At 39.8% G+C, this 26,583-nt stretch carries 24 protein-coding genes and 1 pseudogene; 15 read left to right on the top strand and 10 right to left on the bottom strand.

Annotation, left to right across the window (positions count from 1 at the left end; genetic code table 11):
• Positions 1-27 precede the first annotated feature (27 nt).
• From CFPU101_RS04060 to CFPU101_RS04030, 7 genes are all read left to right on the top strand, one after another.
• Entirely contained in the window at positions 28-1,104 is a 1,077-nt protein-coding gene (locus tag CFPU101_RS04060) for a hypothetical protein (protein ID WP_206814044.1), read from the top strand.
• A 190-nt stretch (positions 1,105-1,294) separates the two neighbouring features.
• Entirely contained in the window at positions 1,295-1,741 is a 447-nt protein-coding gene (locus CFPU101_RS04055) for a serine O-acetyltransferase (protein WP_206814043.1), read from the top strand.
• 40 nt (positions 1,742-1,781) lie between these two features.
• Entirely contained in the window at positions 1,782-2,870 is a 1,089-nt protein-coding gene (locus CFPU101_RS04050; protein WP_206814042.1) for a glycosyltransferase, read from the top strand.
• A 13-nt stretch (positions 2,871-2,883) separates the two neighbouring features.
• A complete protein-coding gene (locus CFPU101_RS04045) occupies positions 2,884-4,038 on the top strand; it encodes a glycosyltransferase family 4 protein (protein WP_206814041.1) in 1,155 nt (384 codons plus the stop codon).
• A 277-nt stretch (positions 4,039-4,315) separates the two neighbouring features.
• On the top strand, positions 4,316-5,389 hold the full coding sequence (locus tag CFPU101_RS04040; RefSeq protein ID WP_206814040.1) for a radical SAM protein: 1,074 nt from the start codon (positions 4,316-4,318) through the stop codon (positions 5,387-5,389).
• A 310-nt stretch (positions 5,390-5,699) separates the two neighbouring features.
• Positions 5,700-6,461 (top strand): glycosyltransferase, encoded by a 762-nt coding sequence (locus CFPU101_RS04035; RefSeq protein ID WP_206814039.1) that lies wholly within the window; start codon positions 5,700-5,702, stop codon positions 6,459-6,461.
• A gap of 53 nt (positions 6,462-6,514) precedes the next feature.
• Positions 6,515-6,841, top strand: coding sequence for a glycosyltransferase (locus tag CFPU101_RS04030; RefSeq protein WP_242577752.1), 327 nt, complete (start codon positions 6,515-6,517; stop codon positions 6,839-6,841).
• 53 nt (positions 6,842-6,894) lie between these two features.
• Here the strand turns inward: CFPU101_RS04030 and CFPU101_RS04025 are convergent, their stop codons facing one another.
• Positions 6,895-11,154 (bottom strand): DUF4347 domain-containing protein, encoded by a 4,260-nt coding sequence (locus CFPU101_RS04025; protein WP_206814038.1) that lies wholly within the window; start codon positions 11,152-11,154, stop codon positions 6,895-6,897.
• A gap of 343 nt (positions 11,155-11,497) precedes the next feature.
• Positions 11,498-11,635 (bottom strand): annotated as a pseudogene (locus CFPU101_RS04020) (IS1 family transposase); the annotation flags it as partial.
• Positions 11,636-12,258: 623 nt separating this feature from the next.
• Between CFPU101_RS04020 and CFPU101_RS04015 the strand changes: the two are divergent.
• The gene (locus tag CFPU101_RS04015) at positions 12,259-13,551 is read left to right on the top strand and encodes a pentapeptide repeat-containing protein (protein WP_206814037.1); all 1,293 of its coding nucleotides are present in this window, start codon (positions 12,259-12,261) and stop codon (positions 13,549-13,551) included.
• Here CFPU101_RS04015 and CFPU101_RS04010 read toward each other — a convergent pair.
• The 3 genes from CFPU101_RS04010 to CFPU101_RS04000 form a co-directional block, all read right to left on the bottom strand.
• Positions 13,548-13,928: a DUF1816 domain-containing protein gene (locus CFPU101_RS04010; protein ID WP_277988731.1), complete on the bottom strand. Its 381-nt coding sequence runs from the start codon at positions 13,926-13,928 to the stop codon at positions 13,548-13,550. The two genes, CFPU101_RS04015 and CFPU101_RS04010, sit on opposite strands and share 4 nt — an antisense overlap.
• Before the next feature lie 127 nt (positions 13,929-14,055).
• On the bottom strand, positions 14,056-15,177 hold the full coding sequence (gene proB / locus CFPU101_RS04005) for a glutamate 5-kinase (protein ID WP_374191927.1): 1,122 nt from the start codon (positions 15,175-15,177) through the stop codon (positions 14,056-14,058).
• 48 nt (positions 15,178-15,225) lie between these two features.
• On the bottom strand, positions 15,226-15,972 hold the full coding sequence (locus tag CFPU101_RS04000; RefSeq protein ID WP_206814035.1) for a metallophosphoesterase family protein: 747 nt from the start codon (positions 15,970-15,972) through the stop codon (positions 15,226-15,228).
• 132 nt (positions 15,973-16,104) lie between these two features.
• Between CFPU101_RS04000 and CFPU101_RS03995 the strand changes: the two genes are divergently transcribed.
• Together CFPU101_RS03995 and CFPU101_RS03990 are read left to right on the top strand one after the other, a co-directional pair.
• The gene (locus CFPU101_RS03995) at positions 16,105-16,689 is read left to right on the top strand and encodes a tRNA-(ms[2]io[6]A)-hydroxylase (protein WP_206814132.1); all 585 of its coding nucleotides are present in this window, start codon (positions 16,105-16,107) and stop codon (positions 16,687-16,689) included.
• A 93-nt stretch (positions 16,690-16,782) separates the two neighbouring features.
• The gene (locus tag CFPU101_RS03990) at positions 16,783-18,144 is read left to right on the top strand and encodes an NAD(P)/FAD-dependent oxidoreductase (protein ID WP_206814034.1); all 1,362 of its coding nucleotides are present in this window, start codon (positions 16,783-16,785) and stop codon (positions 18,142-18,144) included.
• Here the strand turns inward: CFPU101_RS03990 and CFPU101_RS03985 are convergent.
• Positions 18,134-18,766 carry a GUN4 domain-containing protein gene (locus CFPU101_RS03985; protein ID WP_206814033.1) on the bottom strand — a complete coding sequence of 211 codons (633 nt, stop codon included), beginning with the start codon at positions 18,764-18,766 and terminating at the stop codon, positions 18,134-18,136. The genes CFPU101_RS03990 and CFPU101_RS03985 overlap by 11 nt on opposite strands.
• A gap of 73 nt (positions 18,767-18,839) precedes the next feature.
• On the opposite strand from CFPU101_RS03985, the gene CFPU101_RS03980 reads away from it, so the two are divergent.
• Positions 18,840-19,835 (top strand): aspartate carbamoyltransferase catalytic subunit, encoded by a 996-nt coding sequence (locus CFPU101_RS03980; protein WP_206814032.1) that lies wholly within the window; start codon positions 18,840-18,842, stop codon positions 19,833-19,835.
• Between the two features lie 9 nt (positions 19,836-19,844).
• On the opposite strand, the gene CFPU101_RS03975 is transcribed toward CFPU101_RS03980, so the two are convergent.
• On the bottom strand, positions 19,845-20,087 hold the full coding sequence (locus CFPU101_RS03975; RefSeq protein WP_206814031.1) for a hypothetical protein: 243 nt from the start codon (positions 20,085-20,087) through the stop codon (positions 19,845-19,847).
• A 150-nt stretch (positions 20,088-20,237) separates the two neighbouring features.
• On the opposite strand from CFPU101_RS03975, the gene CFPU101_RS03970 reads away from it, so the two are divergent.
• Positions 20,238-22,232 carry a flavin-dependent dehydrogenase gene (locus CFPU101_RS03970; RefSeq protein WP_206814030.1) on the top strand — a complete coding sequence of 665 codons (1,995 nt, stop codon included), beginning with the start codon at positions 20,238-20,240 and terminating at the stop codon, positions 22,230-22,232.
• Here the strand turns inward: CFPU101_RS03970 and CFPU101_RS03965 are convergent.
• Together CFPU101_RS03965 and CFPU101_RS03960 are read right to left on the bottom strand one after the other, a co-directional pair.
• Entirely contained in the window at positions 22,224-22,961 is a 738-nt protein-coding gene (locus CFPU101_RS03965; protein ID WP_206814029.1) for a sulfite exporter TauE/SafE family protein, read from the bottom strand. The genes CFPU101_RS03970 and CFPU101_RS03965 overlap by 9 nt on opposite strands.
• A 99-nt stretch (positions 22,962-23,060) precedes the next feature.
• Positions 23,061-23,639 (bottom strand): DUF1997 domain-containing protein, encoded by a 579-nt coding sequence (locus CFPU101_RS03960; RefSeq protein ID WP_206814028.1) that lies wholly within the window; start codon positions 23,637-23,639, stop codon positions 23,061-23,063.
• 282 nt (positions 23,640-23,921) lie between these two features.
• Here CFPU101_RS03960 and grrP point away from each other — a divergent pair, with 282 nt between their 5' ends.
• Genes grrP through grrM form a run of 3 tightly spaced genes read left to right on the top strand, consistent with a single transcriptional unit; the run spans position 23,922 to position 26,402 of the window.
• Positions 23,922-24,821 (top strand): extracellular substrate binding-like orphan protein GrrP, encoded by a 900-nt coding sequence (grrP, locus tag CFPU101_RS03955; protein ID WP_206814027.1) that lies wholly within the window; start codon positions 23,922-23,924, stop codon positions 24,819-24,821.
• A gap of 14 nt (positions 24,822-24,835) precedes the next feature.
• Positions 24,836-25,240, top strand: a complete 405-nt coding sequence (gene grrA / locus CFPU101_RS03950) for a GrrA/OscA1 family cyclophane-containing rSAM-modified RiPP (RefSeq protein ID WP_206814026.1) — start codon at positions 24,836-24,838, stop codon at positions 25,238-25,240.
• A gap of 4 nt (positions 25,241-25,244) precedes the next feature.
• On the top strand, positions 25,245-26,402 hold the full coding sequence (grrM, locus tag CFPU101_RS03945; RefSeq protein WP_206814025.1) for a cyclophane-forming radical SAM/SPASM peptide maturase GrrM/OscB: 1,158 nt from the start codon (positions 25,245-25,247) through the stop codon (positions 26,400-26,402).
• A gap of 48 nt (positions 26,403-26,450) precedes the next feature.
• Here grrM and CFPU101_RS25945 read toward each other — a convergent pair whose 3' ends face one another.
• On the bottom strand, positions 26,451-26,582 hold the full coding sequence (locus CFPU101_RS25945) for a hypothetical protein (protein ID WP_277988730.1): 132 nt from the start codon (positions 26,580-26,582) through the stop codon (positions 26,451-26,453).
• Position 26,583 lies beyond the last annotated feature (1 nt).

The following is a 26,583-nucleotide window of genomic DNA, read 5'->3' as shown; positions in this document are numbered from 1 at the left end:
CCTAAAATAAAATAGAAATCAAGAAAAATGCTTTATTGTGTTGCTGAAAATCGCCAAGATTGCGAAATTGGTCTGCGTTATCTACTTATTACGTTTCGACGTTTCTGCCCAGAAGGTCGGATAGCTGTATTTTATCCAGAGCCTTGTGATACTTTTAAAAATTGGTTGACCAAAATCCCTCAAGCTGAACATATCTCTGATTTCCCAGACGTTCCTAAAAATGCAGGATGGAATTGTAAGCCTTATGCTTTACTCTCGTTGCTAGAGAGAGGGGAAGAAGAAGTAATCTGGCTTGATTCTGATATCATGCTAACTCGTGACCCTAGCCCCCTTTTTACTGATTTGAGTCTAGAAACACTTGTTGCAGCACAAGAACCTTTAAGCCAACCCTATCAAGGGACTGAGATTAGAACTAATGGCTGGAATCTTCCAGTAGGACGTTCTTTGCCCTGGACACTGAATAGTTGTGTGGTTAGAGTGACATCTTATCACATTCCTTTACTCAAAAAGTGGATAGAACTGTTAAACCATCCTGAATACATCACCTCTGCTAGTCTACCCATTGCTCAAAGACCTATTCATCTTTTGGGTGATCAAGACGTTTTAGGCGCGCTCGTTGGTGCGACTGAGTTCGCTGATTTTCCTGTCTATTATCTACGTAGTGGGATAAATGTTATTCATTGTGGAGGTGCATTAGGCTACTCGCTTCGTGAGCGTTTTATTGGTTTGTTTAAATCAATACCGACTTTTATTCACGGCATTGGCTGTAAGCCTTGGATTATGTTTCATGAAAACCATACACCTCGATTTTGTTGGTATCCTGGACTACGCCGTTTATTGGTAGAAACGTCTCCTTACATGGCTTTATGTCGTTCTTACGAATCAGAAGTAGAATTTCACACCTTACCTGCATGGTTAGGGAATGGCTCTTGGTTACATAGACATTCCTGTGTCGGTTTATTCTTTCGCGTCATCGGTTTGGGGCATCATGCTTTACGTGGCTTACCTCTTACAGCGATCGCAACAGTTGTTGATCCACTCAAAAAATGGCTAAATGTCAAGTTAACTCTAATAAACAAGAAACAAACAATGATACAAGATTGAGCTTTGAGCTAAGAAAAAATTTTTTATTTTCTAATGAGTAGTAATATATTTTTCAATCTTTTTATATCTCTATAAAAGTTGTTTTATCTAATTAAATATAAATTAGATATTTTTAATTTTAATTAATATTAGAAATACAAAATTGATTAAGAGAGCTATCAACAATCAAACTTGTAAGACGTAAAAAAACATGATCAATCCTTCATACCTTTGGTGGTTAAGTTGTCAAGCTTACCAAAAAAAATATTATTGGTTAGCTCGTTTGTTAAAAACAATTAACTATATGGTTTTTCATGCAATTTTACCCTATCAGGCTGATATAAAAAAAGATATTATCTTGGAGCATTATGGTTTAGGTGTTGTTGTTCATCCTAATGTCAAAATTGGTGAACGCGTCAAAATTTATCAACATGTTACCCTTGCATCTGAAACTTGGATCGGTTCAGAACATCATATATTGATTGGTAATGATGTGATAATAGGGGCAGGTGTAGTGATCATCGGTCGTGGGGATCAAAGCTTAACTATTGGAAATAGCGCGATTATTGGTGCTAATGCTGTAGTCACCAGAGATGTATTACCTAATCAAACGGTCGTTGGTATTCCTGCACGACCTTTAATGAAGAAAATAGCTTAATTCTTTTCATAAGTAGTTTTAAAAGATGTTATTAAAGTTAATGTTTTTTGTAAACAGTGCCGAATCTGAGGCGGCTGGGATTCGTGCTAAATTGTTTGCCGAGAGATTATCATCAAGATGGGAGATTTGCTTTAACTATCGGCCTGTTCCTAAATGGAAAGGTATAGTGACTTTTGTGCGATCGGCTCTGCACTTTCGCCCTCATATTATTTATGTGATGGATACTGCTTATACAGGTGTGTTAGCGGGATACATGGCGAAAAAGCTCTTAGGATGCAAGTTAATCACGGATACAGGGGATGTTGCATATGAGTTAGCTAAATCTACAGGCAATTATTCCCAACAACAATTAGCCTTAATTCACTGGGTTGAACAACTTGCGATCGCTTACTCAGATTGTTTAATTGTACGGGGTAGTTATCATCAAAACTGGTTAGAAAAACAAGGGATACAAAATGTTTTTTTTGTTCCTGATGGGGTTAAACTAAGTTCTATAAAGTCGGTCGATGTAACCTCCTTAAAAACAGAATTAGGTTTAATTCATCATTTGGTTGTTGGTGTAGTAGGAACACTAACTTGGTCTGACAAACATCAAATGTGTTATGGATGGGACATTATTGAGGCCTTAAGCTTCTTGAAAGATTTACCGATCAAAGCTCTCATCGTTGGCGATGGTAATGGGCGTTCTATCTTACAATCTCGTGCCGAGGAACTGGGTGTTGCTGACCGTGTAATCTTTACGGGACAAATTCCTTACGATGAACTCTCTCGCTATCTTTGTGCCATGGATATCTGTGTTTCCACTCAATCGAACGATTTAGTGGGGATGGTACGAACCACGGGGAAATTGCCGCTTTATTTGGCATATGGAAAGTACGTTATTGCGACAGATGTGGGTGAAGCCAAAAAGGTTCTTCCAGCGGTGGGCTGTCTTCTTCCTTACGATGGTGTCAGAGATAATCATCATCCGTTTCGCCTTGCCCAACAGTTAAAAAAACTCTTAGCTCAACCGAAACTTTTAGAGATTACTGAACCAGCTAAACAAGTTGCTCGATCGCATTTTGATTATGATTTACTTGCCAGTAAAGTTGAACGTATCTGCTGTGATTTAGTGAAATTAAACTCTTAAAATATTGATTTAGATGAACTTACGAACATTACAATTAGGTTTACATTGGCAACCTGAAAATGCGGGAGGACTTAATCGTGTTTATTATGATTGCATCAAGTATTTACCTCAAGTTGGTGTAACTCTCAACGGTTTAGTTGCTGGCTCAACATCGGTGCTGCAAAACTCTAATGGTATAGTACGCTCGTTTGCATCTCCATCTGCTTCACTTTGGCATCGTTGGCAGTCATTACGAGAGAATTTCTTTCAACTTTTACAAGAAAATGACTATGACCTCATTGTTTCTCACTTTGCGCTCTATACATTTCCTGTGTTGGATCAGTTGGGCGATCGTCCTTTAGTTATTCACTTTCACGGGCCCTGGGCATCAGAAAGCCGTGTAGCAGGGAGCAACATCATTTCAGTTTGGCTTAGAAAAAACTTAGAACAGATCACTTACCAGCAAGCTACAAAATTTGTTGTTCTATCACAGGCTTTCCGTGAAATTTTACACCAAGAATATCGGGTTCCATTCGAGCAAATTCAGATCGTTTCAGGAGGAGTAGAAGTAGAACAGTTTAATATTGCTCTATCTCCCAATGAGGCTCGAACAAAGCTCGGCTGGTCACAAGAACGCTCGATTATTTTAGCAATACGACGCTTAGAAAAACGGATGGGGTTAGAAAATTTAATTGCAGCACTTGCTCAAGTCCGTCAAAAAGAACCCGATGTTTTATTACTCATTGCAGGTAAAGGGACATTAGAACCTGTTTTAAAACAGCAAATTGTTGATTTAGAACTAACGAATCATGTTCGCTTGCTGGGTTATCTTCCTGAACAAAATCTTGCTCTTGCTTATCGTGCTGCTAATTTTTCGGTTGTTCCTACAGTGGCATTAGAAGGTTTTGGTTTGATAGTTATTGAGTCTCTAGCAACAGGAACACCCGTATTAGGAACACCTGTTGGTGGTATTCCCGAAATTTTACAACCTTTTTCTGAGAATTTATTGTTTGAAAGCTGCTCAACACAACATTTAGCACAGGGAATCATCGAGGTTCTATCAGGCCAACGTCAACTTCCAAGTCATCTAGCCTGTCAAACGTATGTTAAAGAAAATTATGCTTGGCCTGCGATCGCGCAACAAATTAAATCTGTGTATCAAAAAGCCTTATTAGGCAATAGTTACTAATTCTGGGTAGTGTAACGAAGTCTCCCCTTTATTTTTTAGTTTTATTAAGATGGTTTTGTTAGCTAATTTGTTTGAATCATTTAAATATAAAAATTCTAACTGGATCAATAATTAATGACTTTTATGAAATTCATGAACTTGTTTATTTATAAGACTTAGAGCAATCTATTTTTATTTTTCTCTTATAAAAGTATTATATGTTTAAATGTAAAATTATATTGCTTATTTAATACTGCTGTATTAAATTAGAATTAATTAAATTTTCATTTATTACTATATGTTAAATTACAAAAATCCAGGTCGATTACTACGAGTTTATGGTCGTTCTGTATTAAGTTATTCAACTCCTAAAAAGATAGTTAATGCACTACGCACAGAAATTGCCTATCGGCGGGGTATTACTAATGTGCAGTCAATGCCCTATCTAATTAATGTTGAGCCACTCTATTACTGCAATCTTGAGTGTCCTCTGTGTGATCGCCAGATCTTTCCTTTCGCTCGAAAGGGAAACGAGGCAGGAAAGTTATCGTTAGAGCTATGGGATCGCATCTTAGATGAAGTAGGTGATTATCTATTCCAATGCCATATTTTCGGTCAAGGTGAACCACTACTTGATTGGAGCAGAACAAAAGAAATTATCACAAAAGCACACCAAAAACGAATTTTTACCCTTCTTTCGACGAACTGCACACTGGTTACGCCTAAGATTGCGGCCGAGATGCCTTCAACAGGTTTAGATCATCTGGTATGTGCCATTGATGGAGTCAGTCAGGAAAGTTATCGTTATTATCGAGTTGGGGGCAATGTGGATCAGGCTTTTGCAGGAATGCGGCTTTTTGTTCAAGAACGCAATCTTCAAAAAAGCCCGATGCAGATCGAGTGGCAGTATCTAGTACATCGACATAATATTCATGAGATGGAGCAAGCTCGTGAGATAGCAAAAGAACTGGGAGTCTACTTACGCTTCTCCAATTTGCACGGGATGGAGTTCGATCCCAAACTTCAAGATGAATGGTTACCCGAAAACTCAACATGGGATGCAGGACGACTTGCTCTTGGAGAGACCCGCCATAAGTTTCCCTGTTACTTCTTATGGCGAGGGCTTGTGCTAAATTCCAATGGTCGCATGGCACGTTGTTTGATCTATCAAAACGTAGCCGAGTATGGTGATGCTAAGACTCATACAGTACAACAGCTTTACAATAGTCCCACTATGCAACGAGCGAGAGAACTTTTCCAGAAAGGGGCGATTCCTGAAGGTGACTTCCCTAGCCCTTGTCGGAACTGTTCTTTTTACAAACGTGAACACGGAGGTGAGAATCAGGCTAAACTTGAAAGTCTTGCCTTATAAAGATATGGGTTAAAATCCTGGTAGTGTCACAAAGATGTTGAGCGAGTAGAAGTATTAATTTTATGATTCAATCTAGCCAGTATTTTCTTTAATAGTGTTAAAAAGATTGCTCAAGCTATTCGGAATCACTAAGTTTTATACTGATAAATTAAAAACTTACGAGCATTCTTTAACTAAAGAAAAAAGGCAAATCAGTAAATACAAGATACTAAAAATCGAGACAGAGATATTTAGTATCATTCAACATCTTTGCTACCTACCTTTGCAGTCATTTGTGTATAGTATTCACAAAACTTTACAAGACCTGGGTATGAAAATACTATTTTTGGATCAGAGTGGAAAACTAGGGGGCGCGGAGTTATTTTTGTTAGATCTTGCCAAATTTTATCAAGATAATTGTTTAGTGGTCTTGTTTGAAGATGGTTTATTTAGACAAAGTTTAGAACAAAAGCAAATTCCAGTACAAGTGTTAACAGCAGTTCCTTTTAAAGTCAGAAAAGACAGCCATTTTTTCCAAAGTTTAGGGAGTCTAAATACTGTAATTCCCTTGGTGAGCAAAGTCGCCCAGATAGCAAACAACTATAATATTATCTATGCCAATACGCAAAAAGCTTTAGTAGTCGGCGCTTTAGCTAGTATTTTGAGTCGCCGCCCTTTAGTTTATCATCTACACGATATTCTCTCAGATGAGCATTTCAGCCCTATTAATCGCCGCCTTGCCGTAATATTAGCGAATCGTTTTGCCTCTCTTATCATCACCAATTCTCAAGCGACTCAAGCCGCTTTCATTGAAGCTGGAGGACAACAAGATAAGACTAAAGTGGTCTATAACGGTTTTGAACCCAAGAAATATCAAATTGATATTGATCTTAAAGATCTTCGACAAAAGCTTGACTTAGAAAGCCGATTTGTCGTAGGGCATTTCAGCCGTCTTTCTCCTTGGAAAGGGCAACATATTTTATTAGAAGCTCTGACTTTATGCCCTGATGACACTACAGCAATTTTTATTGGTGATGCTCTCTTTGGTGAAGAAGCTTATGCTCAAGATTTATTAGAGCGAACGGAAGTATAGGCTTAAAAAAGCGAGTAAAGTTTTTAGGCTTTCAAACCAATGTAATACCATTGATGCAGGTTTGTGATTTAATTGCTCATACATCAATCTTGCCTGAGCCTTTTGGTCGAGTCATTGTTGAAGCAATGCTATGCGGGCGACCTGTAATTGCTGCGGGGGAAGGAGGTGTGAGAGAATTAATTGAAAACGAAAAAACAGGATGGTTATTCGCGTCGGGTAATGCACAACAATTAGCCGAAAAAATTATTGCGATAAAAGATCAATCAGAACCAGTGCAAAGAATAGCTAAACAAGCTCAATTTCAAGCAAGCCAACGTTTTGATTTAAAAGTAATTAATCAACAAATAGAGCAAGAACTATTTCAATTGCTTAGTAATTAAATAGAGAGATTATTGAGTTATGGTGGTACTCTTTAATCTCTCTTTATTTAATACTAGGTAGGAACAAAAACGAGATCGCGGTAGTAGTTGCTGTTATTCCATGATTGAGTTGGGAACAAACCTGGAGAAGTGTTAAAGACTCCATTACTGCCGTCTGCGATCGCACTTAAATCGCCATTAGTAATCGTTGTAGCTAATCCATTCTCCGCATTAGCATAATGGCTATTGCAATTGACCGAGACGATATAAGTCGTGTTAGGTTGAATGGTTAAAGCTGTAGGCAGAGCTTGTTCTTGCCAACCCGAAGTCGTTTCATTGGTAAAAGTAACACTGGCAAGTAGTTGTCCCGTACTCGACCAAATGCGGCCAATGTGAGTACCTGTCTCACTTGGTGCTTTGTAATAGCGAATCGCCGTAATTTTTCCAGCACGAGCCGTACGAAACTCCATTCCTAATTCATAATCTCCCGCGCTTCCCGTTCCATCGGTTGCATTGGGTTCGACGGGTGTTGTCGTTGGAGCAAAAAGACTGGTTGAGGTTCCATTAGAGTCATCATTACTAATGGTCGTGGTCGCACTAGCTGTTGTGATGGTAGCTGTGCCACCAGGTGCCGTTCCGTTATTGAGGGATACCTGAATTGTTTCGTTGGGTTCGACAATCGTATCACCCAGGACATTAAGGGTAATGGTTTTACTCGTCTGGTTTGCTGCAAAGCTAATCGTTCCCGTCAGTCCAGTTGCTCCACTCGTTCCACCGATACTGTTGTAATCACTGCCATTAGTCGCCGTTCCAGCGAGGGCGTAATTAACGCTGCTGGCATTTTGGGTGGCTCCTGTACGGGTAACAGTGAAGGTCAAGGTTTGAGAACCACTATTGCCTTCAGTGATAGCAGCATTGCTGGTCACAACAGCATAATTAATGTTTTGCGATGGTGGCGTTACTGTACCAGAAATAATCTTAAAGTTATCTAAAGCTAGATAGTCGCCCCCGTTCTGATTAACATTATTGGGAGTAGCCTGAATTAAGATAAACTGATATCCATTGCCAAAGTTCACATCCCAGGTAAAGTTTTTCCAATCGAAAGTTGAACCACCTACTGTCTGTTCTAAAAGTTTGGTGCTGTTCATAGGAATTGCATCAAACTTGCTAGGCCCCGCATCTGTCCAGCCAAATTGCCCGTTGATTCCCCACACTTTAAAAGTAACTTGATTTGGGTTGCCATTGACCTGAGTATTCTTGACGCTGACACTTAACTGTTGCTGACCCCGACGCATATAATCATCACGAATCACCTGTCCAAACTGATTGTCATTGTCACTAGAAGGAATAACGTTTTTAACAAAAACGGCTGCTCCACCAATGCGTTTCCAAGCTTGTGATGAAGAGGCAACCCAGCCATAATTAGCTGAAGCATTACTGTAAAACTCACCAGAGCTTCCCGCATAGGTATAGACGCTACGAACAAAATCTTGGGTAGAGCTAAAATCTCCATCAAGGATTAAATTTGAATAGGCTGTCGGCTGTACATTGACTGTTTTCTGAATGATTGTTGTCTTTCCTTGATCGTCCCATACTGTTAACTTTACTGGATATGAACCAGCACTTGAGAAGGCATGAGCGACTTTGCGACCAAACTGGTCAATTGTTCCATCTCCATTAAAATCCCAACCATAGCCGACAATTGAGTCGTAGGATGGCATTGAAGCAGAGCTTTCATCTGGATCGTAAGAGGAAGTAGCGTCAAAATTAACCCCAAGACCGCCAGATGCTTGAGAATTGAAGTTTGCGACGGGAGCAACATTATTGGAATTTCCAAGTAGTGTCGTGTTCACAATCTCAAGATAGTCGGTATACCAAAAGCCGTCTCTATTCTTGATAATCCGACTCAAAAAACTGCTAAAGTTATTTAGGTTATTAGCTAAGTAGCTATTTTCAATTCGACTTGCTGTTAGAGGGACGGTTAGATCGGGAGTTGTAGAGACGGATTCAATTGGCGGTACAATCCCTGTTTTGAAACCTTCTATTTGTAAATTCTTATATAGGTGATGTGGAGAAGCACCATTTCCTCCGATGCCTGTGCTTCCATAGGGATCATTTGAACCATGAATTAAACCATTCACTAAATCTAAATTAGTGGTATAAACAACTCCAACCCCTGTTGTCCTGACATTCCAAACTTTGAAATTGTCAACGACTGAATGTACATTATGTGCTGGTCTGGGATGCCCATCATCAAATACTCCCTGCCCATCTCCATTCTTTAAATGCTGATAGAAATTAATCCCAAATCCGACGTTATATGCTTCAAATCCCGAAAGTTTTCGTAAGGGGAGGACTCGAGGATCGACTTCAGTATATCCAAGTCCAGTAAACAAGCTTTGGAGTTCTGGGGCCAGGTTTTTGACTGGAATAGTATATTCTTCAATGTATCCACGCGAATTCATAAAATCAATGCCTGAGCCTGCAGTACTGATCGCAATGTTATTCACCATCTCTAAACCAGCACCAGAACCTTGAACCCAGTAAGCCTCACCTTCGTGTCCAAAATCAAAGCGATCGCTTCTGGCTCGATCATTTGGTTCAAAAGTACTATTACCATCCCCTCTCATTTTAATGACAATGTTGTTTTTCCAGACCCCGATCTCATTTTCGTGTTCTGCGGCAATTCCCGCCCCTGCCACATCAAACACTACATTACTCTCAATGTTGACGTGGCTATCATGATGGGTAATACCCCAACCAGGACTGCCGACAACGGCATTGCCTTCACTGATCGCAGCTAGACCTTTAATGTCATCAACTCCATTTTCGTGAAAGTGTAGAGGATAGCGACCTCTTACATTTGTCCCGTTTCCAGAAGTACCATCCTTGTTAGTTCCTACATCATTGATAATTTTGGTCTTATCAGTTCTCCCTAAATTGTAAAAACCAGCATTTTTAATAATTACATCAGTGTTGTGCATGAACATGGTGTGTCCCCGTCTCAAAAGAGGGGTAGACGCTCCTTGCTCGCTTTGAAAGATCACATTGCGGGTAGTATTTGCAACGTAAAGCTTTGTTCCTCCATTGCCGTTGATAGACAAGGTAGGTCGCTGGTGATCAAATCTTAGAATTGTATTATTTCCTGATGTGATGTTATCATTCGTGAATCGGATTCGATTTCCGCTAATTGAGGTAATCGTCAACACTTCATCTTCAAAACGGGTGTTATTAGCATCTGAGCCACTGCCATTATAGTCAGTACCACCCAAAACGATTTTGTCACCGACTTGCCATCCAGTTGGTGTTGCACTTAAGATCAGTTCAGAAGATCCAGCCAAAGCATCTCCTTGGAGAGAAACATAGTCTAACTTATTAGCACCATAGATTCTGGCTTGTCCATGACTAACTAAACCTTTACCAAGCTGTTGGGGATCAATCGCCGTATTAATGGCTGTATCGCTTCTAAAGGTAATCGTAACTTTTTTATCGGACTGAATTGGATTAGTTGCTGTACCGATCGTGAGTTGGCCCGTTGGAGCTACCCCAAAGGTATCTACCACCATACTACTATTTTTAGTTGTCGCAAATTCTAACGCGCCATCGACTCTAACTGTTTTTAGACGAGTGCTGCTTTCCCCATCGTAAATCACTTTGCGACCTGCAGGAATAAACACACCTGCCTCGTTTCCTGGAACTGATGCCCCCCAGGTACTTGGATCGAACCAAGAACCATCTTTGACGGCTGTATGAGTTTTCGCAAAAGTATCGAGGAATTCTACAAAATTACTATGCAGAACAGCACCATAAGTTTCTGCTTGAAGGGTTGTTGTTTCGATTGAGCCTGTATGGTATTCTAGGCTCCAGTCCCCGCCTAGAGATTGATTTCCTGTCAGGTTGCTTGATGCGGCTAAATCTGCACCTGTTAACTGAGCCAACTGCTGTACAAATGATTGTCCTTTTAGGTCTTTAGCAATGTTACAGCCATACAATAAAATATCAGCATGATCACTTAAAGAGTTTGACCAACCTGTTATTTCCGTCTCATATTGAGCGAGGGTAGAGTCATTTAATAAGGTATCACCCAGTTTTAATTGCCCTGCTTCTCCGTGAGAAAAAATATGAAAGCTAGAAACATTTTTATATTGGCTCAAGACCTCAGTAATTTGCTCTATTTGAGCAATTTGCGAATCAAGAACAATTAAATTTGCTTGAGGACTCATCGTAGAAACTAAGCTGTTGTAATTACTGAGAGCAGAGTCTACAAAAATAAGTTCGTTACTAGATGTAGATGACGCAGGATTTAGCGTCTGATTAGGGTTAGATTCAATCATTTTAAAAATAAACTACTTGTGATTCCACGAATGCTTTGTGATTACTTAAACCAAAACACTCATTATTATTAGGCTGCCACCGTAAAAATACGGTTTTTTCTTGTGTTTTTTTTCCTGTCTATGAACTTATACTTAAAAAGTAAAAAAAGAGGTTACTTATTGAATAAATTTAGTTTATTATTAAATCAATAAATTGATGCTTTTTAAATAAAAATTAACTTAAACTTCATATTATTATACAAAACAGCAATTATTAAATATTACAAATTAGATGATTATAATCTTTCTATTAATCTCAGTAAAAACACGATCATTCTTTATAGGTAGTGATGAATAGTAATGGTTAAGCACGGAAAGAGGCATTGTAATGATGTACAAAGTTCCAAATTGCACCGATGTGATTGCTCAATTTCTTAGAGAATGACAAGGTTTGACGCACTAAATGCCCTACTTGTTGTCGTAGAGTGTTGTTGAATCGTTCAATAATGGTTGGCATTTGGGACAGTTCATTGAGAGGGCTGCGATAATTGAAGTTTCTAGCTCACCAGTTTACTATTACTATGCAGGACTACCTCTTTATTTGATTCCTTCGTAAGAATTTATGTGTAAGAAGTAAAATAAAGAAATTAGTTATCAAAAATTATGTTGTTTTAAAAATTATTTTATATTATATTTTTTATATAAGTAAACTATAATTTCTTTTTTTTTAAAATTTTTATTTTGTTTGTTAAGACCATAGTTAAGTATATTTATTGCCAAATTTTTTTAAGAAAAACATTTTTAAATCTTAATTAAGCTTATTTTAATAAGTTTAGCGTTAAAATGTCTACTTTCTTTGAGCAGTTCAGTCTTTCATTAAAAATAGATTTAATTGAAACCTAAATGAACTAATCAATGTGTAGCACCTTCAAGTACCTAGCGATCAACTAACTCAGGAGGATTAAAGCTAGAGTCGGCGAGGCCATCTGTTTTTTGTGCTAACTGCGTAATATCTGATCAATCTTCAGTTACAAGAATTGTAAAGAGGAAACCCTAGCCTTCAAATTGATTGTGGCTTTTGAAAAATGATATTACCATTTAATTAAATGAAATATTAGCTATCCAATGACTATTCAAAGCGATCCAGACTCTACTTCTAAACGTCCTCCAAAAAACGCGCCAGAATTAAACGGGAGAGATCTTAAAATTACTTCAGATGAAGAACTTAATACTCATCCCTCTGAACCGTTGCGGGCTGATTATTTATCCCCTTTATCCTTTCAAAGTACGGCGCGGCGTAGTCCTTTTTTAAAAGAGATTAAACCGACTAGCCCTAAGATTTTATTAACCGCAGTCGCTATCATGATTGTGGGTTTAATTTTTAAGTGGGCTTGGGTTGGATTTTCTGGGGCGGTAGTGGCTATTTTACTCGCTTTACAAGTGATTTTACCTGCCTTTAAAGATTGGCTGATTCGCTATCTTTCGCCCAAAGAACGAAGTAGTGTTTTAGCTACGGTGGTTTTCATCGCCTCTGTAGCAGTGTTAGCCAATTATTTTGGTGTTTATAATCGGATTTCGCTTTGGCTCAATACTTTTAAGTATGATGAGTTTGGTTCTTGGGCGGAATGGGTAGGCGCACTCGGACAGATTATGATCGCAATCTTAGCGGTCTATGTGGCTTGGGCGCAATATGTCATATCCAAAGATTTAACCATTCAACAAAATCGCATTACACAACAACAAACGATCGATGCTTATTTTCAGGGCATTTCTGATTTAGCATTAGATGAAGAGGGATTTTTAGAAGATTGGCCACAAGAAAGAGCGATCGCAGAGGGTCGTACAGCCTCTATTATCAGTAATGTGAATGCTTCTGGTAAAGCTCAAATTCTGCGGTTTTTAAGCCAGTCGAGAATGCTAACACCCCTCAAACGGGATCGTTTTTTAGGGCGACCTATTTTAGATGGTGAAGGAGGTTATGCAGAAGATCGTCTTGACGGTACTAGAGTTGTTGACTTAGGCGTGATGTTAGCAGGAGCCGACATCGAAGGACAAGATTTACGCTGGACAGATTTAAGTGGGGCGAATATGGTACGGGCGAACTTAAGTCAATGTGATTTAGTAAAAGCAAATCTATCACGAACCATTCTTTATGAAGCGAGTTTACGAGGAGCCGATCTTAAGGGTGCTACATTATTTTATGGCCCTGTTCAAACTGCCAGCCCTCGGAGTCGGGTTCATCCGCCTAATTATGAAACGGGAGCTTATACAGGGGTTGTGATCGAAAATGCGGATCTGACTGATGTAAGAAACCTAAGTGCAGAACAACGTTATTATTGTTGTGCTTGGGGAGGAGAGAGAACCCGCGCTACGATTCCAGGCGGGTGTGAAGGCATTCCCAATTTACTAAGACGCTAACGTTCTTCAGTCAGTATTGAAGGATGACACTGTTTTAATTGAACACGTATTCCTTGTGCGCCTTCTTGTTGTAAATCTTCGATATATCCCGACTCATAGGAGCGAGCTTCATCAAGTTCATCAAAAGGGCCAAAATAATATAAGCAATTCGGTTCACGGGTTTCTATTTCGATCCACCACGGAAGAGTAGAACTAAGATCATATGGCGTAATATTAAGGATTTTGCCGCCCAATCGAGTAATGCGCTGTATTTCTTGTTTCATGCGACGATATGGCACTTTAAGAGTAAAATAGCTTTGACGATAATGAGAAGGCGATTTAATTTCTTCGTTTGTAGAGAACATCACAACTTTAAAGAGAAAATAACGATCGTTCAATTTTCGATTTGACTCCAAAATTCTTAAATAATCGTTGGTCACTTTATCACAAGATTAGCAACTTATTTTTAAAATGTGACTTTTTTGATGGATTTCTTGCCAATTTTTGAGGTTATTTTGACATCAATTAACCTGAAAACGATAAAACAACCAGATTATCTCGATGAATCACCGTTTCAGCCCCTTCATAGCCTAATAATTCTGGGATGGTTTCTGAATGATGTCCCTTAATTCGTTCAATTTCATTGCTATTGTAGTTCACTAAACCCCTAGCAATTTCGTGTCCTTGGAGATCGCATAATTGAACGGCATCTGAAGCGGAGAAATCACCTTCAATACGAGTAATTCCCGCCGCTAAAAGAGATTTTCCTTGATAACAAATTGCGTTAACTGCCCCTGCATCGAGATATAACTTACCCATCGGCAGTAAACCATAGGCGATCCAGCGTTTTCGGGCATTTCCGCTACGGGGTTGGGGTTCAAATTGGGTGCCAAGTGTTTCTCCTTGTAAGATTTTGCTAATATTTTCGGGCTGTTTACCGCGTGTAATGACCATTCTTACCCCAGCACTGGTGGCGATACGGGCTGCTGCGAGTTTAGTCGCCATTCCCCCTGTACCCCACTGAGAACCCGTTGAACCTGCTTCGACTTGCAGTTTGGCTAATTCCTCAGCACGTACTAAACTAATGGGATGAGCATGGGGAAAGACACGAGGATCAGCCGAATAGAGTCGAGCTACATCGGTTAGAATAAAAAGCCAATCCGCCTCAATGAGACTCGCTACTAAGGCTGAAAGTGTGTCATTATCGCCAAATTTGAGTTCATCGACGGCTACAGTGTCATTTTCGTTAACGACTGGAATAACGCCTAGCTCAAAAAGTTCTTGAAAAGTATTGTAGGCATTCACATAACAACTGCGATCCATTAACTCACGTCGTGTCAGGAGAATTTGAGCGATCGCTTGTCCGAGTCCACTAAAGAGATCATCATAAATTCGCATCAGTCGCCCTTGTCCGACGGCTGCAACGGCTTGTTTAAGGGACATCTTTTTAGGTCGCTCTTGTAAATTAAGACGACTACAGCCAATTCCAACGGCCCCAGATGAGACTAATACTACCCGATACCCTAAAAGTCTAAGTTGCGTTAGGGTTTCGACGAGAGTAGCGATCGTAGAAAGAGCTAATTGTCCCGTTGTCGGATGAGTGAGGCTAGAAGTCCCAATTTTTATTACGATCGTTTGATGATTCACCAAACCCTCTTTATTCAATCATGCTAACTATTGTTATTTTTGCATTATTTAGCTTAATGCTTTCATTCTTTTGGCATGAACCATCGCTGGTTTGACAAAAGATACTATTTCTGGTAAAGAAAATTTGCGTAATTCAAGTGTTTTCGTTTGAACTTGATAAACCAATTCTTGATTAATATCTAAACCCGTTAACCAACCACTATAGGGATGATAAACCCCTGTATCAATGCCTAACCAACCTGCACCCGCCGCTAAATAGCCCGGTTCAATCCCAGGGAACGTAAACGTAATTGTATGACCTGTAATAATCAGTTTATCGGGAAAATAGGGTTTAGTCATACAATGAAACTCATCACGAATCCAGCAAAATTCTTCAACGCTTTGGTCTTCGATGGGAAAGTCTGGATGCACACCCGCATGAACTAACCAAATATCACCTAAATCTAGATACAAAGGTAAGGTTTTCATCCAATCTAGATGATCTTGGCTTACTTTATAGTTGTAACTCAAAAGGGTCTGATAACCGCCACAATATAACCAGTCTTGGAAAATTTCGGAAGTCACCATCTGAGAAGCCATCACTTGTAACAGCATTTGTTCATGGTTTCCCAGTAGACATCGATAATGATGTGTCTTGACAAATTCAACGACTTCTGCACTTTGGGGGCCGCGATCGATTAAATCACCCAAAAAATAAACCGCGTCGCTGTCATTCGGTGCGATCTCATTCAACAAGACTACCAAAGCTTCGTAATGTCCGTGAACATCACCAATAATAATACGTCTCAGAGTCATAGAAATTCCCACAGAAGATAACAGGGCGACGGGTTGTATATATAATCTAGTATTCCCATTTTCAAAAAGTTTGGCTCAAAAAGTTAAACTAGAACAAAACTGTAATGTTTAGCAACGAACGTGACTTCAACGATCGCCAAAATTAATTTACTGAAGACCTCCACTCAAGAAGCATGGTTACATCAAGCCCTTGCTAATCTTGATTTAATTTTATTAGATCATTCTCATTGTGAACGTAAAGCCGCAGGTGCAGCACTTAACTTTATGTTTCGCTATCCCTCCTATGCCCCTCTAGTGAGAAAATTAACAGCGATCGCACAAGAAGAATTAGAACATTTTGAACAAGTCAACCAATGGTTAGATCGTCGCGGTATTCCTCTAGCCCCATTAACTCCACCGCCTTATGGTGCTACACTCAAAACCCATGTCCGTCCCCCTGAACCAGTGCGTTTATTAGATTCTTTGCTGATGACGGCTCTGATTGAAGCGCGATCCCATGAACGATTAGGATTATTAGGGGAACATTGTCCCGAACCTGAATTAGCCAAATTTTATCGTAGTTTAATGGCTTCTGAAGCGCGTCACTATGGAGTCTATTGGGTTTTAGCCGATACTTATTTTGAACGGAACGTTATCGAACAAAGACTCGATGAACTTGCCACCGTTGAAAGTGACATTTTGTCTAACCTTCATCCCGAACCGAGAATACATAGTTAGATAGTGGTTGAAAGCTAAAATTATTGTTCAAGATAGACGGTCTATTAGGGAAAGTGCTTCTAAACTAATAGAAAACGAGTTCTGTTAAAAATCATGAATCAATTAAGCCAAAAACATCAAGTTGTGATTATTGGCGGCGGCTTTGCGGGATTAAATACAGCCAAAGCTTTAAAATATGCCCCTGTTGAAGTGACTCTGATTGATAAACGCAATTTTCACCTTTTTCAACCCCTACTCTATCAAGTTGCAACAGGTACCCTCTCACCTGCTGATATTTCGACACCCTTGCGTCTTGTCTTAAGAAAACATCAAAATACCCAAGTTATTTTAGATGAAGTTATTGATATTAATCCGACCCAACAACAGGTTATATTAAACGATCATCCTCCTGTCCCCTACAATACGTTAATTGTGGCGACAGGAGTCAGTCATCATTATTTTGGAAATGATCACTGGCAACCCTTAGCCCCCGGTTTAAAAACGATCGAAGATGCGGTTAATATGCGTCGTCAAATTTTTGCCGCATTTGAAGCCGCCGAAAAAGAACTCGATCCCGAACAACAAAAAGCCTGGTTAACCTTTGTTATTGTGGGAGGCGGGCCAACAGGTGTAGAATTAGCGGGGGCTATTACTGAAATTGCAAATAGTTCTCTAAAAGGAGATTTTCGTCGAATTGATCCCAGTGAAGCCAAAATTATCTTAATTGAAGGCTTAGATCGCTTATTACCTCCCTATACACCCGATTTATCAGCAAAAGCTGAAGAAACCTTAGCGAATCGTGGTGTGACGGTGATGACGAAGGCGATGGTTACCGATATTCAAGCGGATCGAGTAACGGTTAAAGTAGGAGAAGACGTTCAACAAATTTCAGCAAAAACGATTCTTTGGGCGGCAGGGGTTAAAGCGTCTAAAATGGGAGAAATTATTGCCCAACGCACCCAAGCGAAGTTAGATCGAGTCGGACGGGTGATGGTTGAATCGGATCTTAGTGTGGCAGGATATCCGAATGTGTTTGTCATTGGTGATTTAGCGAACTTTATGCACCAGGGTGATAAACCGTTACCTGGTGTCGCCCCTGTAGCGGTTCAAGAGGGTAAATATGTCGCTAAATTAATTACAAAACGCATTAATGGAGAATCACTAGAACCGTTTGTTTATTCAGATGCAGGTAGTTTAGCTGTGATCGGTCAAAATGCGGCGGTGGCTGATTTTAAATTTGTGCGACTCTCTGGCTTTATTGCTTGGTTTATTTGGGTTTGGGCCCATATTTATTATTTGATCGAATTTGATAATAAGTTGATTGTCATGTTTGAGTGGGCTTGGAATTATTTTACCAAAGGTAGAGGAGCGCGTCTGATCACGGGTGAAGCTTCATCGGATCTTGCTTCGATGATTCCAGACACGTCCTACGAACCAACTTTAAATAAGATGGAGCAAGCAACGGCTAAGGTATAATGGAAGGCTGCGGTGGAGTATAAGTTACAAGCCCACAGCTAACCATTGTTTGCGCGAGGGTGGTATATTCTAATCGACCACCCGCAAATTGATATTCTTGACGAGGGGCAGGAAGATGACCAGTTGGTGCATCTAAGCTAAAGTTAAGATCTTCTTTAAACACAATCCAATCACCGTTGTTGCGCCATCCAATGCGATCGCCAAATTTCTGATACGCTTCGACATCCACCAGTCGCCCTGGACGGTTTCCTGTTTCAACAAAGTAGGGAAACTGAACACTAAAGCCAAAACGATTATTAGAATATTCTCGCCAAAGATCATCAATAGTTTTAAGATCCCAACAGGAGATTTTTTTTAAACTTTCTGGCGGCATCCAACCTTGTTTAGCACGTCCAGTTGCTTGTAATAATAATTCTATGGTTTTTTCGTTTGCTTGTCGCCATTGTTGAGTAGCTAAAAGAATTCGTAACGGGGCGTAATCAATCTGAGTAACTGGAGAAATTAAGGCCGCGTCAGCCTCGTCATTTTTGGTAGGTGTCGATTGGGCCAGCACCATATTTAAAGGTAGCACTGATAAGAGAACTGTTAAAGCTAATTTTTTGATAATAGAATATCGAATCATTTAAAAATTTCCTTTTAATGCTAATAACCAAACGTCCTACAATAGCATAGACGGAATAATTGCTGTTTGTTACATGGCTGCTATTTGGACTCGCCACCACATTCTCAGTTTAGCGGATTGGACTCCCGCAGAATATGAATCTTTACTTCAGACGGCTTCTAGTTTCCGCGAAGTGCTTTCACGACGCACGAAAAAAGTTCCCGCTTTGCAAGGACAAGTGGTCACTAATTTATTTTTTGAACCCTCGACTCGGACTCGCAGTAGTTTTGAATTAGCCGCTAAAAGACTGTCTGCGGATGTGTTGAATTTTGCCCCAGGGAGTTCATCTTTAACGAAAGGTGAAACAATTCTCGATACGGCTAAAACCTATTTGGCAATGGGAACTGATATTTTTGTGATTCGTCATCAACAAGCAGGGGTATGTAACGCGATCGCGGCAGAAATGGATCGCCTAGAATCTGGAGTCAGTATCCTTAATGCAGGTGATGGACAACATGAACACCCCTCACAAGCCCTCTTAGACCTGTTTACCATCTGCTGTTTACTAGATGATGAGAATCCGCGTTTAGAACTGCTACAGGGCAAAAAAATCGCAATTGTTGGGGATATTTTACATTCAAGGGTCGCCCGTTCTAATATCTGGAGTTTAACGGCTGCTGGTGCCGATGTCCATTTAGCAGGGCCACCGACTTTATTACCGCAGTTTTTTTCGGGGTTAACTTCTCCCTCACACACAGGTCAACTTTTCTTACACTGGAAACTAGAACCCGCCATCGCTGATGCTGATTTTGTCATGACCTTACGGCTACAACGAGAACGCATGACCAATCATTTGTTACCGAGTCTGCGAGAATATCATCTTAAATACGGCATTACTAGAGAACGTTTGAATCTTTGTCAACCTTCTGTAAAAGTTCTTCATCCTGGCCCAGTCAACCGAGGTGTTGAAATTAGTTCAGATTTGATGGATGATCCGATCGTGAGTTTGATTTCACAACAAGTCACCAGTGGAGTCGCGGTACGAATGGCTTTATTATATTTAATAGGAACCTTGAAAACCGAAGTCTAAAAAAGGTTGTTAGGATATTTCGGGTAAGATAGCCCAAGCTTGGGTAATGATCTGACTCAGCCAGCGACGCTGCATTTGATCTAAGATAGTATCTTCGGCTAAGACTTCTGCCGTTAAGTCATCTAAAGATTGTCCTTGAGAACGAGCGATTTTGATCGTACCTGCGATCGCTGCTAAGATATCATCTCCATTAACGGGTCGATAACGTAGGGCGTTTATTTCGTCTGGAGTGTTTGGAATAGGATAATTCATAATGATTTGATATGCTAGACTCACTTGGTCAAAAATGTTAAATTTTTTAAACTTTTTTATGATTTATAGTAACTGGTAGTTTAGCGTACTTTTTACTGAATTGATTCGGTGGATATCCGTAATTTAATAGATTGATTCTTTTCTATAACAATGCAAGAAATCATTTATAAAGAAATCCCTACGCCAAATACAGAGGTGATCTGTCAATGGTTACAGCAACAATGGCAACCTAAGACAGGGTTAAGAATTGTAACACCGAATGGAATTCGTTTACAGCTTTCTCAAAATACTTCAGCCTCACCAAACGAAATTCCAAAAAATGAATTATCTATTTTTGTTTGGTCACTCCAACGAACCACTTATCTTAAAGTATTTTGTTGGGAAAACCAACCCACTCCAGAACAAAAACGTATTTGTCAGCAGTTGTTAGCAGAATTAGAAACTCAATTTCCTCCTCAATACCCTGCTTTACCCAAAATTGATTCTGAGGCGAATATTTTTGAAGCTTTAGCACCACATTACCCTAAAACAGTACATTTTTTCCAAAAAATGCCCAAAGGAGAATATGACTTACAACGGGTGTACTGGTGGGAAAAACGTTGGCGCGAAAGTGTCGCTAACCCTCAAACACCTAAACCTGTCATTTTTACGAAAGAAACAGCTTCTAATTCTACTCCAACCTATGATCTAATTTATATTGGTGGCGCATTAGGGGTGATTCATGCGGCAGTGATGGCGCGTTTGGGCTATCGTGTTTTATTAATCGAAAGATTAGCATTTGGACGGATGAACCGTGAATGGAATATCTCACGCTCAGAGTTTCAGTGTTTAATCGATTTAGGTTTGTTTACTAGCGATGAATTTGAACAAGTTATCGCGAGAGAATATGTAGACGGCTATAGTAAGTTTTTCGATGGTAATAACCCTCCTCATCTCAAAGCAGCTATTCTACATACACCCACCGTCTTAAATATTGCCATTAATTCAGAAAAACTTCTTCAGTTGTGTGGCGAAAAATTACAACAAGTAGGGGGAGAAATTTGGGACGAAACCGAGTTTCTTCAAGCAGACATCGAACCGCAACAAGTCACCGTGAGTTTAAAGCATATTGTGACAGGAGAAGAAAAACAAGCCACAGGAAGGCTGTTAGTTGATGCGATGGGAACCGCTTCACCTATTGCTTGGCAACTCAACGGAATTCGCGCTTTTGATAGTGTTTGCCCAACGGTTGGCGCGGTGGTTTCTGGGTTTGATACTGGGGTTTGGGATAGTAGATACGGCGATGTTTTAAATTCACATGGCGATATATCTAAAGGACGACAGTTAATTTGGGAATTGTTTCCCGCAGAAGCAGACGAATTAACGATTTATTTATTTCATTATCATCAAGTCCATCCCGATAACCCTGGTTCATTGTTGGAAATGTATGAAGATTTCTTTACGATTTTGCCAGAGTATCGACGTTGTAATATGGATGAACTAACGTGGAAAAAGCCGACGTTTGGTTATATTCCAGGTCATTTTAGTACCAGTAAAAGCGATCGCAAAATTTCCTATAATCGTTTATTATCCATTGGTGACGCGGCTTCTCTCCAGTCTCCTCTCATTTTTACAGGGTTTGGTTCTCTGGTACGGAATTTAGGCCGTTTAACCCATCTTCTAGATACAGCCTTAAAACATGATTTACTCAAAGCGGAAAATTTAGACTTAATTCGGGCCTATCAAAGTAATGTTGCGGTAACTTGGTTATTTTCTAAAGGAATGATGGTACCGACGGGACAAACTTTACCCCCACAGCGTATTAATTCGATGTTAAATACGTTTTTTGGTTTATTAGCGGATGAACCCCCAGAAGTCGCCGATACTTTTATTAAAGATAAAACTAACTGGATGATGTTTACTCGGTTAGCCATCAAAGCAGCCAGAAAAAATCCCGCCTTATTACTCTGGATATTGGAAATGGCTGGAAATAAAGATCTGATCCGTTGGTTAGGGTCATATGCTGATTTTACGCTAGATGGAGTCAAAAATGCTCTATTTAGTCCGTGGTTTAGAAGTTGGCTAAAAGATGCTCAACCTTGGTTAGAAAAGCGATATCCTTCATTATGGTTACGCTTATTGAGTTTTTCTTATAGTTTACGGTAAAAAAATGTGTCGCTGTTCCCAAACTAGGATCATGCCACTCACACCAACAAAACTCATGACCATTTGGCGGAATTGTTGGGGACTCATTTGGTTTAAGATTTTTTGTCCGAACCAATTCCCTGGTAAAGCGGCTAACCCTAATAATATTCCATATCCCCAAGTGGGTCTTGTCATAACTCCAAAAGCAATATAAGCAATTATTTTGACAAAATGAACAATAATCATATGAAAGGCTTTTGTAGCGATCAGGTCTTCTTTATCGAGTCCATAATTTAGATAAAAGGGATTTAAAATGGGCCCCATGCTTCCGACTAAACCCGATAAGAAAGCATAAATCATTCCAGCTGGGAGAAAGTGCCAAGCTTGTACTGAAAATGAGGGTTTTGTTCCTTTACCTACATAACTCAGTGTCGATAGGATTAATAAGATTCCAAAGACTAAAGATAACCACTCAAACTGTATTTTAGTAAAAATAAAGGCACCAATCACTGAACCAATGATCGCACCAGGTACATACCATTTAGTCAGTGTCCAATCAATATTGTTCCAATATAAATAAGTCCGTTGACTATTGCCGATAAACATACCAACCGTAAGAACGGGAGGAATAACCGATGAGTCGAGAAATATGCCTAAAACTGGAATAAGAATTAGAGGACTACCACCACCTGCAAGGGTACTTAAAAAACAACCCGTACAACTGGCTAACGCAAGAATGAGGAGCGTCATTGAGCAAGCTTAAGAAAAATTTAAGATTTGATGATCCCAATATAACCTAGTTGTCTCCAATTCGTTCTCCTAATGAACAAAATTGCTTTTAAGGTAAATTTATTCCAAAACGGGTAGTGTTTGAGTCGGTAAACCTTCCAATAACGGCTCATCTTTTGTCCACTGCTGATAGTCGCTTAAGAGATGGCTGAGTATTCTTTGTTTGATGCGAACGAGAACACTTTTGAGTAGTCCATTTCCTGCCACTTCTAATAGAGGTTTTGGTGTTAACCACAAAGCAGGAGGTAAAGCCACTTTAACTTCTAAGTCTGCTTGACCAACTAAATAGGTTTGATCTTGACGCTGTTGGGGTGATAGAATTCCAGTAATATTTAAGAAAAATCGATTATTGATATAATCAATCCCACGAATTTCGCAACTTTGGGATTGTAGATAAAGTGTTCCTTTTGGGGTTGACCAGACCTTTAAAACTACAGTCGGCTGAAAATGATAAATGTCCATAAAGTTAAGGGGACGCATTTTCAGTAAAAATAAATCTTCTGATAAAGCTTCCATTAACTTCGGATCAGCGATCGCATTGACTAGACGTTGCGGTTGTCTTAGATAATGTTGAATGGGTACAGTTTGTTCCTCTACCCGTATTTCTACTGATTCTGATGCGGTAAAACGAACTTCCATAGACATTTATTGTTCTCAGATTCGTTGCTTATATTAATCTTATTTTACAATTCTTTAACAATTATTAAAGTATATTTCAGTCATCATACTGTTTTTTGAGGTATTACGGTAAAAATTTGGTTTTTTAAAGAATTTTGACCAGTATTTTGAAGTTTTCTTAAATTTGTTTGACAAAAGAGCCAAAACGTTGAATGAGCAATAACTAAAAAAATGTTGAGCAATCGACTACGCTTGTAACAGTTCAGCTATAGTTACAGAAAATAGGGTAAAAGTCGCTCAAATATGAAAAAAATATTACAGTTGGCTTGGTTTGGCTTATTGTTACCGTTTCTGTCACCGAGTCTAGTTCAAGCAGAAACGGTCGTCGAAAAGGTCGCTCGTACTGGATTTTTAACAGTAGGAACACGCTTTGATGCAATTCCCTATTCATACATCAATGATAAAGGGGAATTAGTCGGTTACTCGATCGATGTTCTCGAAAGAGTCAGAGAAAACCTACAGACAACCCTCGGTCGGCCAGTCACTCTACAGATGATCGAGGCAAATGACCCAGGACAGAGAATCACTCAACTTCGTAGCGGTGAAATTGATATTTCTTGCGATACTGCTTTCACTTGGGAACGAGCGAAAGTCGTCGATTTTTCCACCAGTTATGCTATCTCTGGAATTCGTTTGTTAACTAAACAAGGAGTCGATCTATCTACTCCCGAATCTTTGACAGGTAAGCGGATTGCTGTTGTGCCTAATTCCGTCGCTGAGAATGCTTTAAAATTAGTACAACCGAACGTGACTATTATCACTACCTACGCAACAGTAGAGGAGGGAATAGAAGCCCTGAAAACCAACAGAATAGACGCGATCGCAGGTGATAGCGTCGCTTTGGCAGGTAGCATTCTTCGAGAGAATCCGAAAGAGTTTAAAATGGTGCCAGAAGACCCCTACGCTCGTTTTGGAGTGGCTTGTATGGTTCCCGAAAATAACTCTACCTTTCTCGATATCGTCAATTATTCGATCGTTAAGATGATGCAAGATTATGTGACGGAAGATGCCACTACTGTTACAAATATTAATCGTTGGTTTGGTGCAGATGGACTCGTACCCATTCCCTCAGAACTCCTAAAAGGGTTTTTTAGTTTTACCATCATCGAACACGCTCAAATTGACCCGCAAACAAGCAAATAACAGGATTACATAACATGGTTATCAGTAATAAAACGGGTTTAGTTGGCTTTCTTCTGGTTATAGCCGCCTTGAACCTTCCATCGACCGCACAGGCAACTACAGAGCAACCCATGACGATCGAAGCACGTTTAAGCCGTCTCTCCTCCGTTATGCGAGAACGGATCGATCAAATGCCGAATCCTGAAGAAGATCCCACCCTACAAGCCCTCGGTTGGGGCGACGGTAGGGGTAATCGAGGTTGGGTCAATAGTCGTGTAGGAGGTTGGGCAGATGGATCTCGTGGCAGTTTTGCTAATGCTAGACCTTGGCGTAACGGTTGGTCAGATTTTGGTAGATTTTATAATTATCGACCCAGTTGGCTCAATGGTGGCGGTTTTGGGAACGCTAGACCGGGGGGCGGTTTTTTAAATCGTCGTTAAGAAGATGAGAAATTCTGTATTAAATTGGTCGGATTTTGGCCCGATCACTTTAGTGGTCGTTCAACCAACATCCTTTTGTAATCTCGATTGTGATTACTGTTATCTACCGAATCGTCATTTAAAAAATACTCTATCGTTAGAGTTAATCGAACCGATTTTCAAGGCAATTTTTACAAGCCGTTTTTTAGAAGATGATTTTACGATCTGTTGGCACGCAGGAGAACCGTTAGCTGTTCCCATTGACTTTTATGAGTCCGCTTTCCCCTTGATCGAATCGATGAGTCATCAATATAATACCAAGGGTTACGGTTTTTGCCACTCTGTACAAACAAACGCCACCTTAATTAATGACGCTTGGTGTGATCTGTTTAAAAAACATTCGGTTTATGTCGGGGTGAGTATCGATGGGCCTGCTTTTCTTCATGACGCACATCGGAAAACCCGAAAAGGTTTGGGAAGTCATGCGGCTACTTTACGGGGGATTTCGTTTTTACAAAAACACGAGATTGAGGTTCATGCGATCGCCGTTTTAACTGAAGATTCTTTAAATTATCCTGATGAGATTTTTAATTTTTTCTGGGAAAACGGAATTATTGATGTCGGTTTTAATATGGAAGAAAGCGAGGGAGTTCATCCGATTTCTTCGCTCAATAAATCTGGAATCGAACAGCGTTATCGTGAGTTCATGGGGCGGTTTTGGGAGTTAGTCACACAAACAGAAGGAAAGTTTAAACTTAGGGAATTTGAAACGCTTTGTAGTCTCATTTACGCAGACGCACGTTTAGATCATACCGATATGAATCGTCCCTTTATGATCATCAATATCGATCATCAGGGGAATTTTTCGACCTTCGATCCCGAATTACTTTCAGTGAAAACGGAAACTTACGGGGATTTTATTTTCGGTAATGTTCTTTCTAGTTCTTTCGAGTCAGCCTGTCATACGGAAAAATTCTGGCGCGTTTATGAGGATATGCAAGCAGGTGTGAGATCCTGTCGAGAAACCTGCCCCTATTTTGGTGTTTGTGGGGGAGGTGCGGGAAGTAATAAATACTGGGAGAATGGAACGTTTCGCTCAACTCAGACAAATGCCTGTCTTTATCGAGTTAAGTGTGTTACCGATCTAATTCTCGATCAGTTGGAAACTTTACTCTTAAATTAATCCCATTATTTAATTTAGTCTGTTAGATTGGTATTGCTCGACATCATTTTAATGGTTTAGCACTTGCGTAACTTGAGTATGTTCGACTGTTGTCGCATCATGCTCTGAGTCTGCATAGGCAACTGCTACAAATATTCCTGTTGCTATAATCACTAGAGATGGCACAATTAAGCCTTTCATC

Origin of the sequence: Chroococcus sp. FPU101 (genome assembly GCF_017312365.1) — a bacterium.
GTDB lineage: Bacteria > Cyanobacteriota > Cyanobacteriia > Cyanobacteriales > Microcystaceae > Chroococcus.
The sequence above is the reverse complement of the archived record's forward strand: the minus strand, read 5'-3'. Positions and strand labels throughout refer to the sequence as shown.

What these genes read in the sequence shown, in the direction of transcription:
- CFPU101_RS03980 (WP_206814032.1), top strand. Translation starts at nt 18,840, where the DNA reads ATGGCTGCTATTTGGACTCGCCACCACATTCTCAGTTTAGCGGATTGG.
- CFPU101_RS04045 (WP_206814041.1), top strand. Translation starts at nt 2,884, where the DNA reads ATGAACTTACGAACATTACAATTAGGTTTACATTGGCAACCTGAAAAT.
- CFPU101_RS04030 (WP_242577752.1), top strand. Translation starts at nt 6,515, where the DNA reads ATGCAGGTTTGTGATTTAATTGCTCATACATCAATCTTGCCTGAGCCT.
- grrA (WP_206814026.1), top strand. Translation starts at nt 24,836, where the DNA reads ATGGTTATCAGTAATAAAACGGGTTTAGTTGGCTTTCTTCTGGTTATA.
- CFPU101_RS04000 (WP_206814035.1), bottom strand. Translation starts at nt 15,972, where the DNA reads ATGACTCTGAGACGTATTATTATTGGTGATGTTCACGGACATTACGAA.
- CFPU101_RS03990 (WP_206814034.1), top strand. Translation starts at nt 16,783, where the DNA reads ATGAATCAATTAAGCCAAAAACATCAAGTTGTGATTATTGGCGGCGGC.
- CFPU101_RS04040 (WP_206814040.1), top strand. Translation starts at nt 4,316, where the DNA reads ATGTTAAATTACAAAAATCCAGGTCGATTACTACGAGTTTATGGTCGT.
- CFPU101_RS04050 (WP_206814042.1), top strand. Translation starts at nt 1,782, where the DNA reads ATGTTTTTTGTAAACAGTGCCGAATCTGAGGCGGCTGGGATTCGTGCT.
- CFPU101_RS04025 (WP_206814038.1), bottom strand. Translation starts at nt 11,154, where the DNA reads ATGATTGAATCTAACCCTAATCAGACGCTAAATCCTGCGTCATCTACA.
- CFPU101_RS04055 (WP_206814043.1), top strand. Translation starts at nt 1,295, where the DNA reads ATGATCAATCCTTCATACCTTTGGTGGTTAAGTTGTCAAGCTTACCAA.
- CFPU101_RS04015 (WP_206814037.1), top strand. Translation starts at nt 12,259, where the DNA reads ATGACTATTCAAAGCGATCCAGACTCTACTTCTAAACGTCCTCCAAAA.
- CFPU101_RS03975 (WP_206814031.1), bottom strand. Translation starts at nt 20,087, where the DNA reads ATGAATTATCCTATTCCAAACACTCCAGACGAAATAAACGCCCTACGT.
- CFPU101_RS04035 (WP_206814039.1), top strand. Translation starts at nt 5,700, where the DNA reads ATGAAAATACTATTTTTGGATCAGAGTGGAAAACTAGGGGGCGCGGAG.
- CFPU101_RS25945 (WP_277988730.1), bottom strand. Translation starts at nt 26,582, where the DNA reads ATGAAAGGCTTAATTGTGCCATCTCTAGTGATTATAGCAACAGGAATA.
- CFPU101_RS03960 (WP_206814028.1), bottom strand. Translation starts at nt 23,639, where the DNA reads ATGGAAGTTCGTTTTACCGCATCAGAATCAGTAGAAATACGGGTAGAG.
- grrP (WP_206814027.1), top strand. Translation starts at nt 23,922, where the DNA reads ATGAAAAAAATATTACAGTTGGCTTGGTTTGGCTTATTGTTACCGTTT.
- grrM (WP_206814025.1), top strand. Translation starts at nt 25,245, where the DNA reads ATGAGAAATTCTGTATTAAATTGGTCGGATTTTGGCCCGATCACTTTA.
- CFPU101_RS04060 (WP_206814044.1), top strand. Translation starts at nt 28, where the DNA reads ATGCTTTATTGTGTTGCTGAAAATCGCCAAGATTGCGAAATTGGTCTG.
- CFPU101_RS03965 (WP_206814029.1), bottom strand. Translation starts at nt 22,961, where the DNA reads ATGACGCTCCTCATTCTTGCGTTAGCCAGTTGTACGGGTTGTTTTTTA.
- CFPU101_RS03985 (WP_206814033.1), bottom strand. Translation starts at nt 18,766, where the DNA reads ATGATTCGATATTCTATTATCAAAAAATTAGCTTTAACAGTTCTCTTA.
- CFPU101_RS03970 (WP_206814030.1), top strand. Translation starts at nt 20,238, where the DNA reads ATGCAAGAAATCATTTATAAAGAAATCCCTACGCCAAATACAGAGGTG.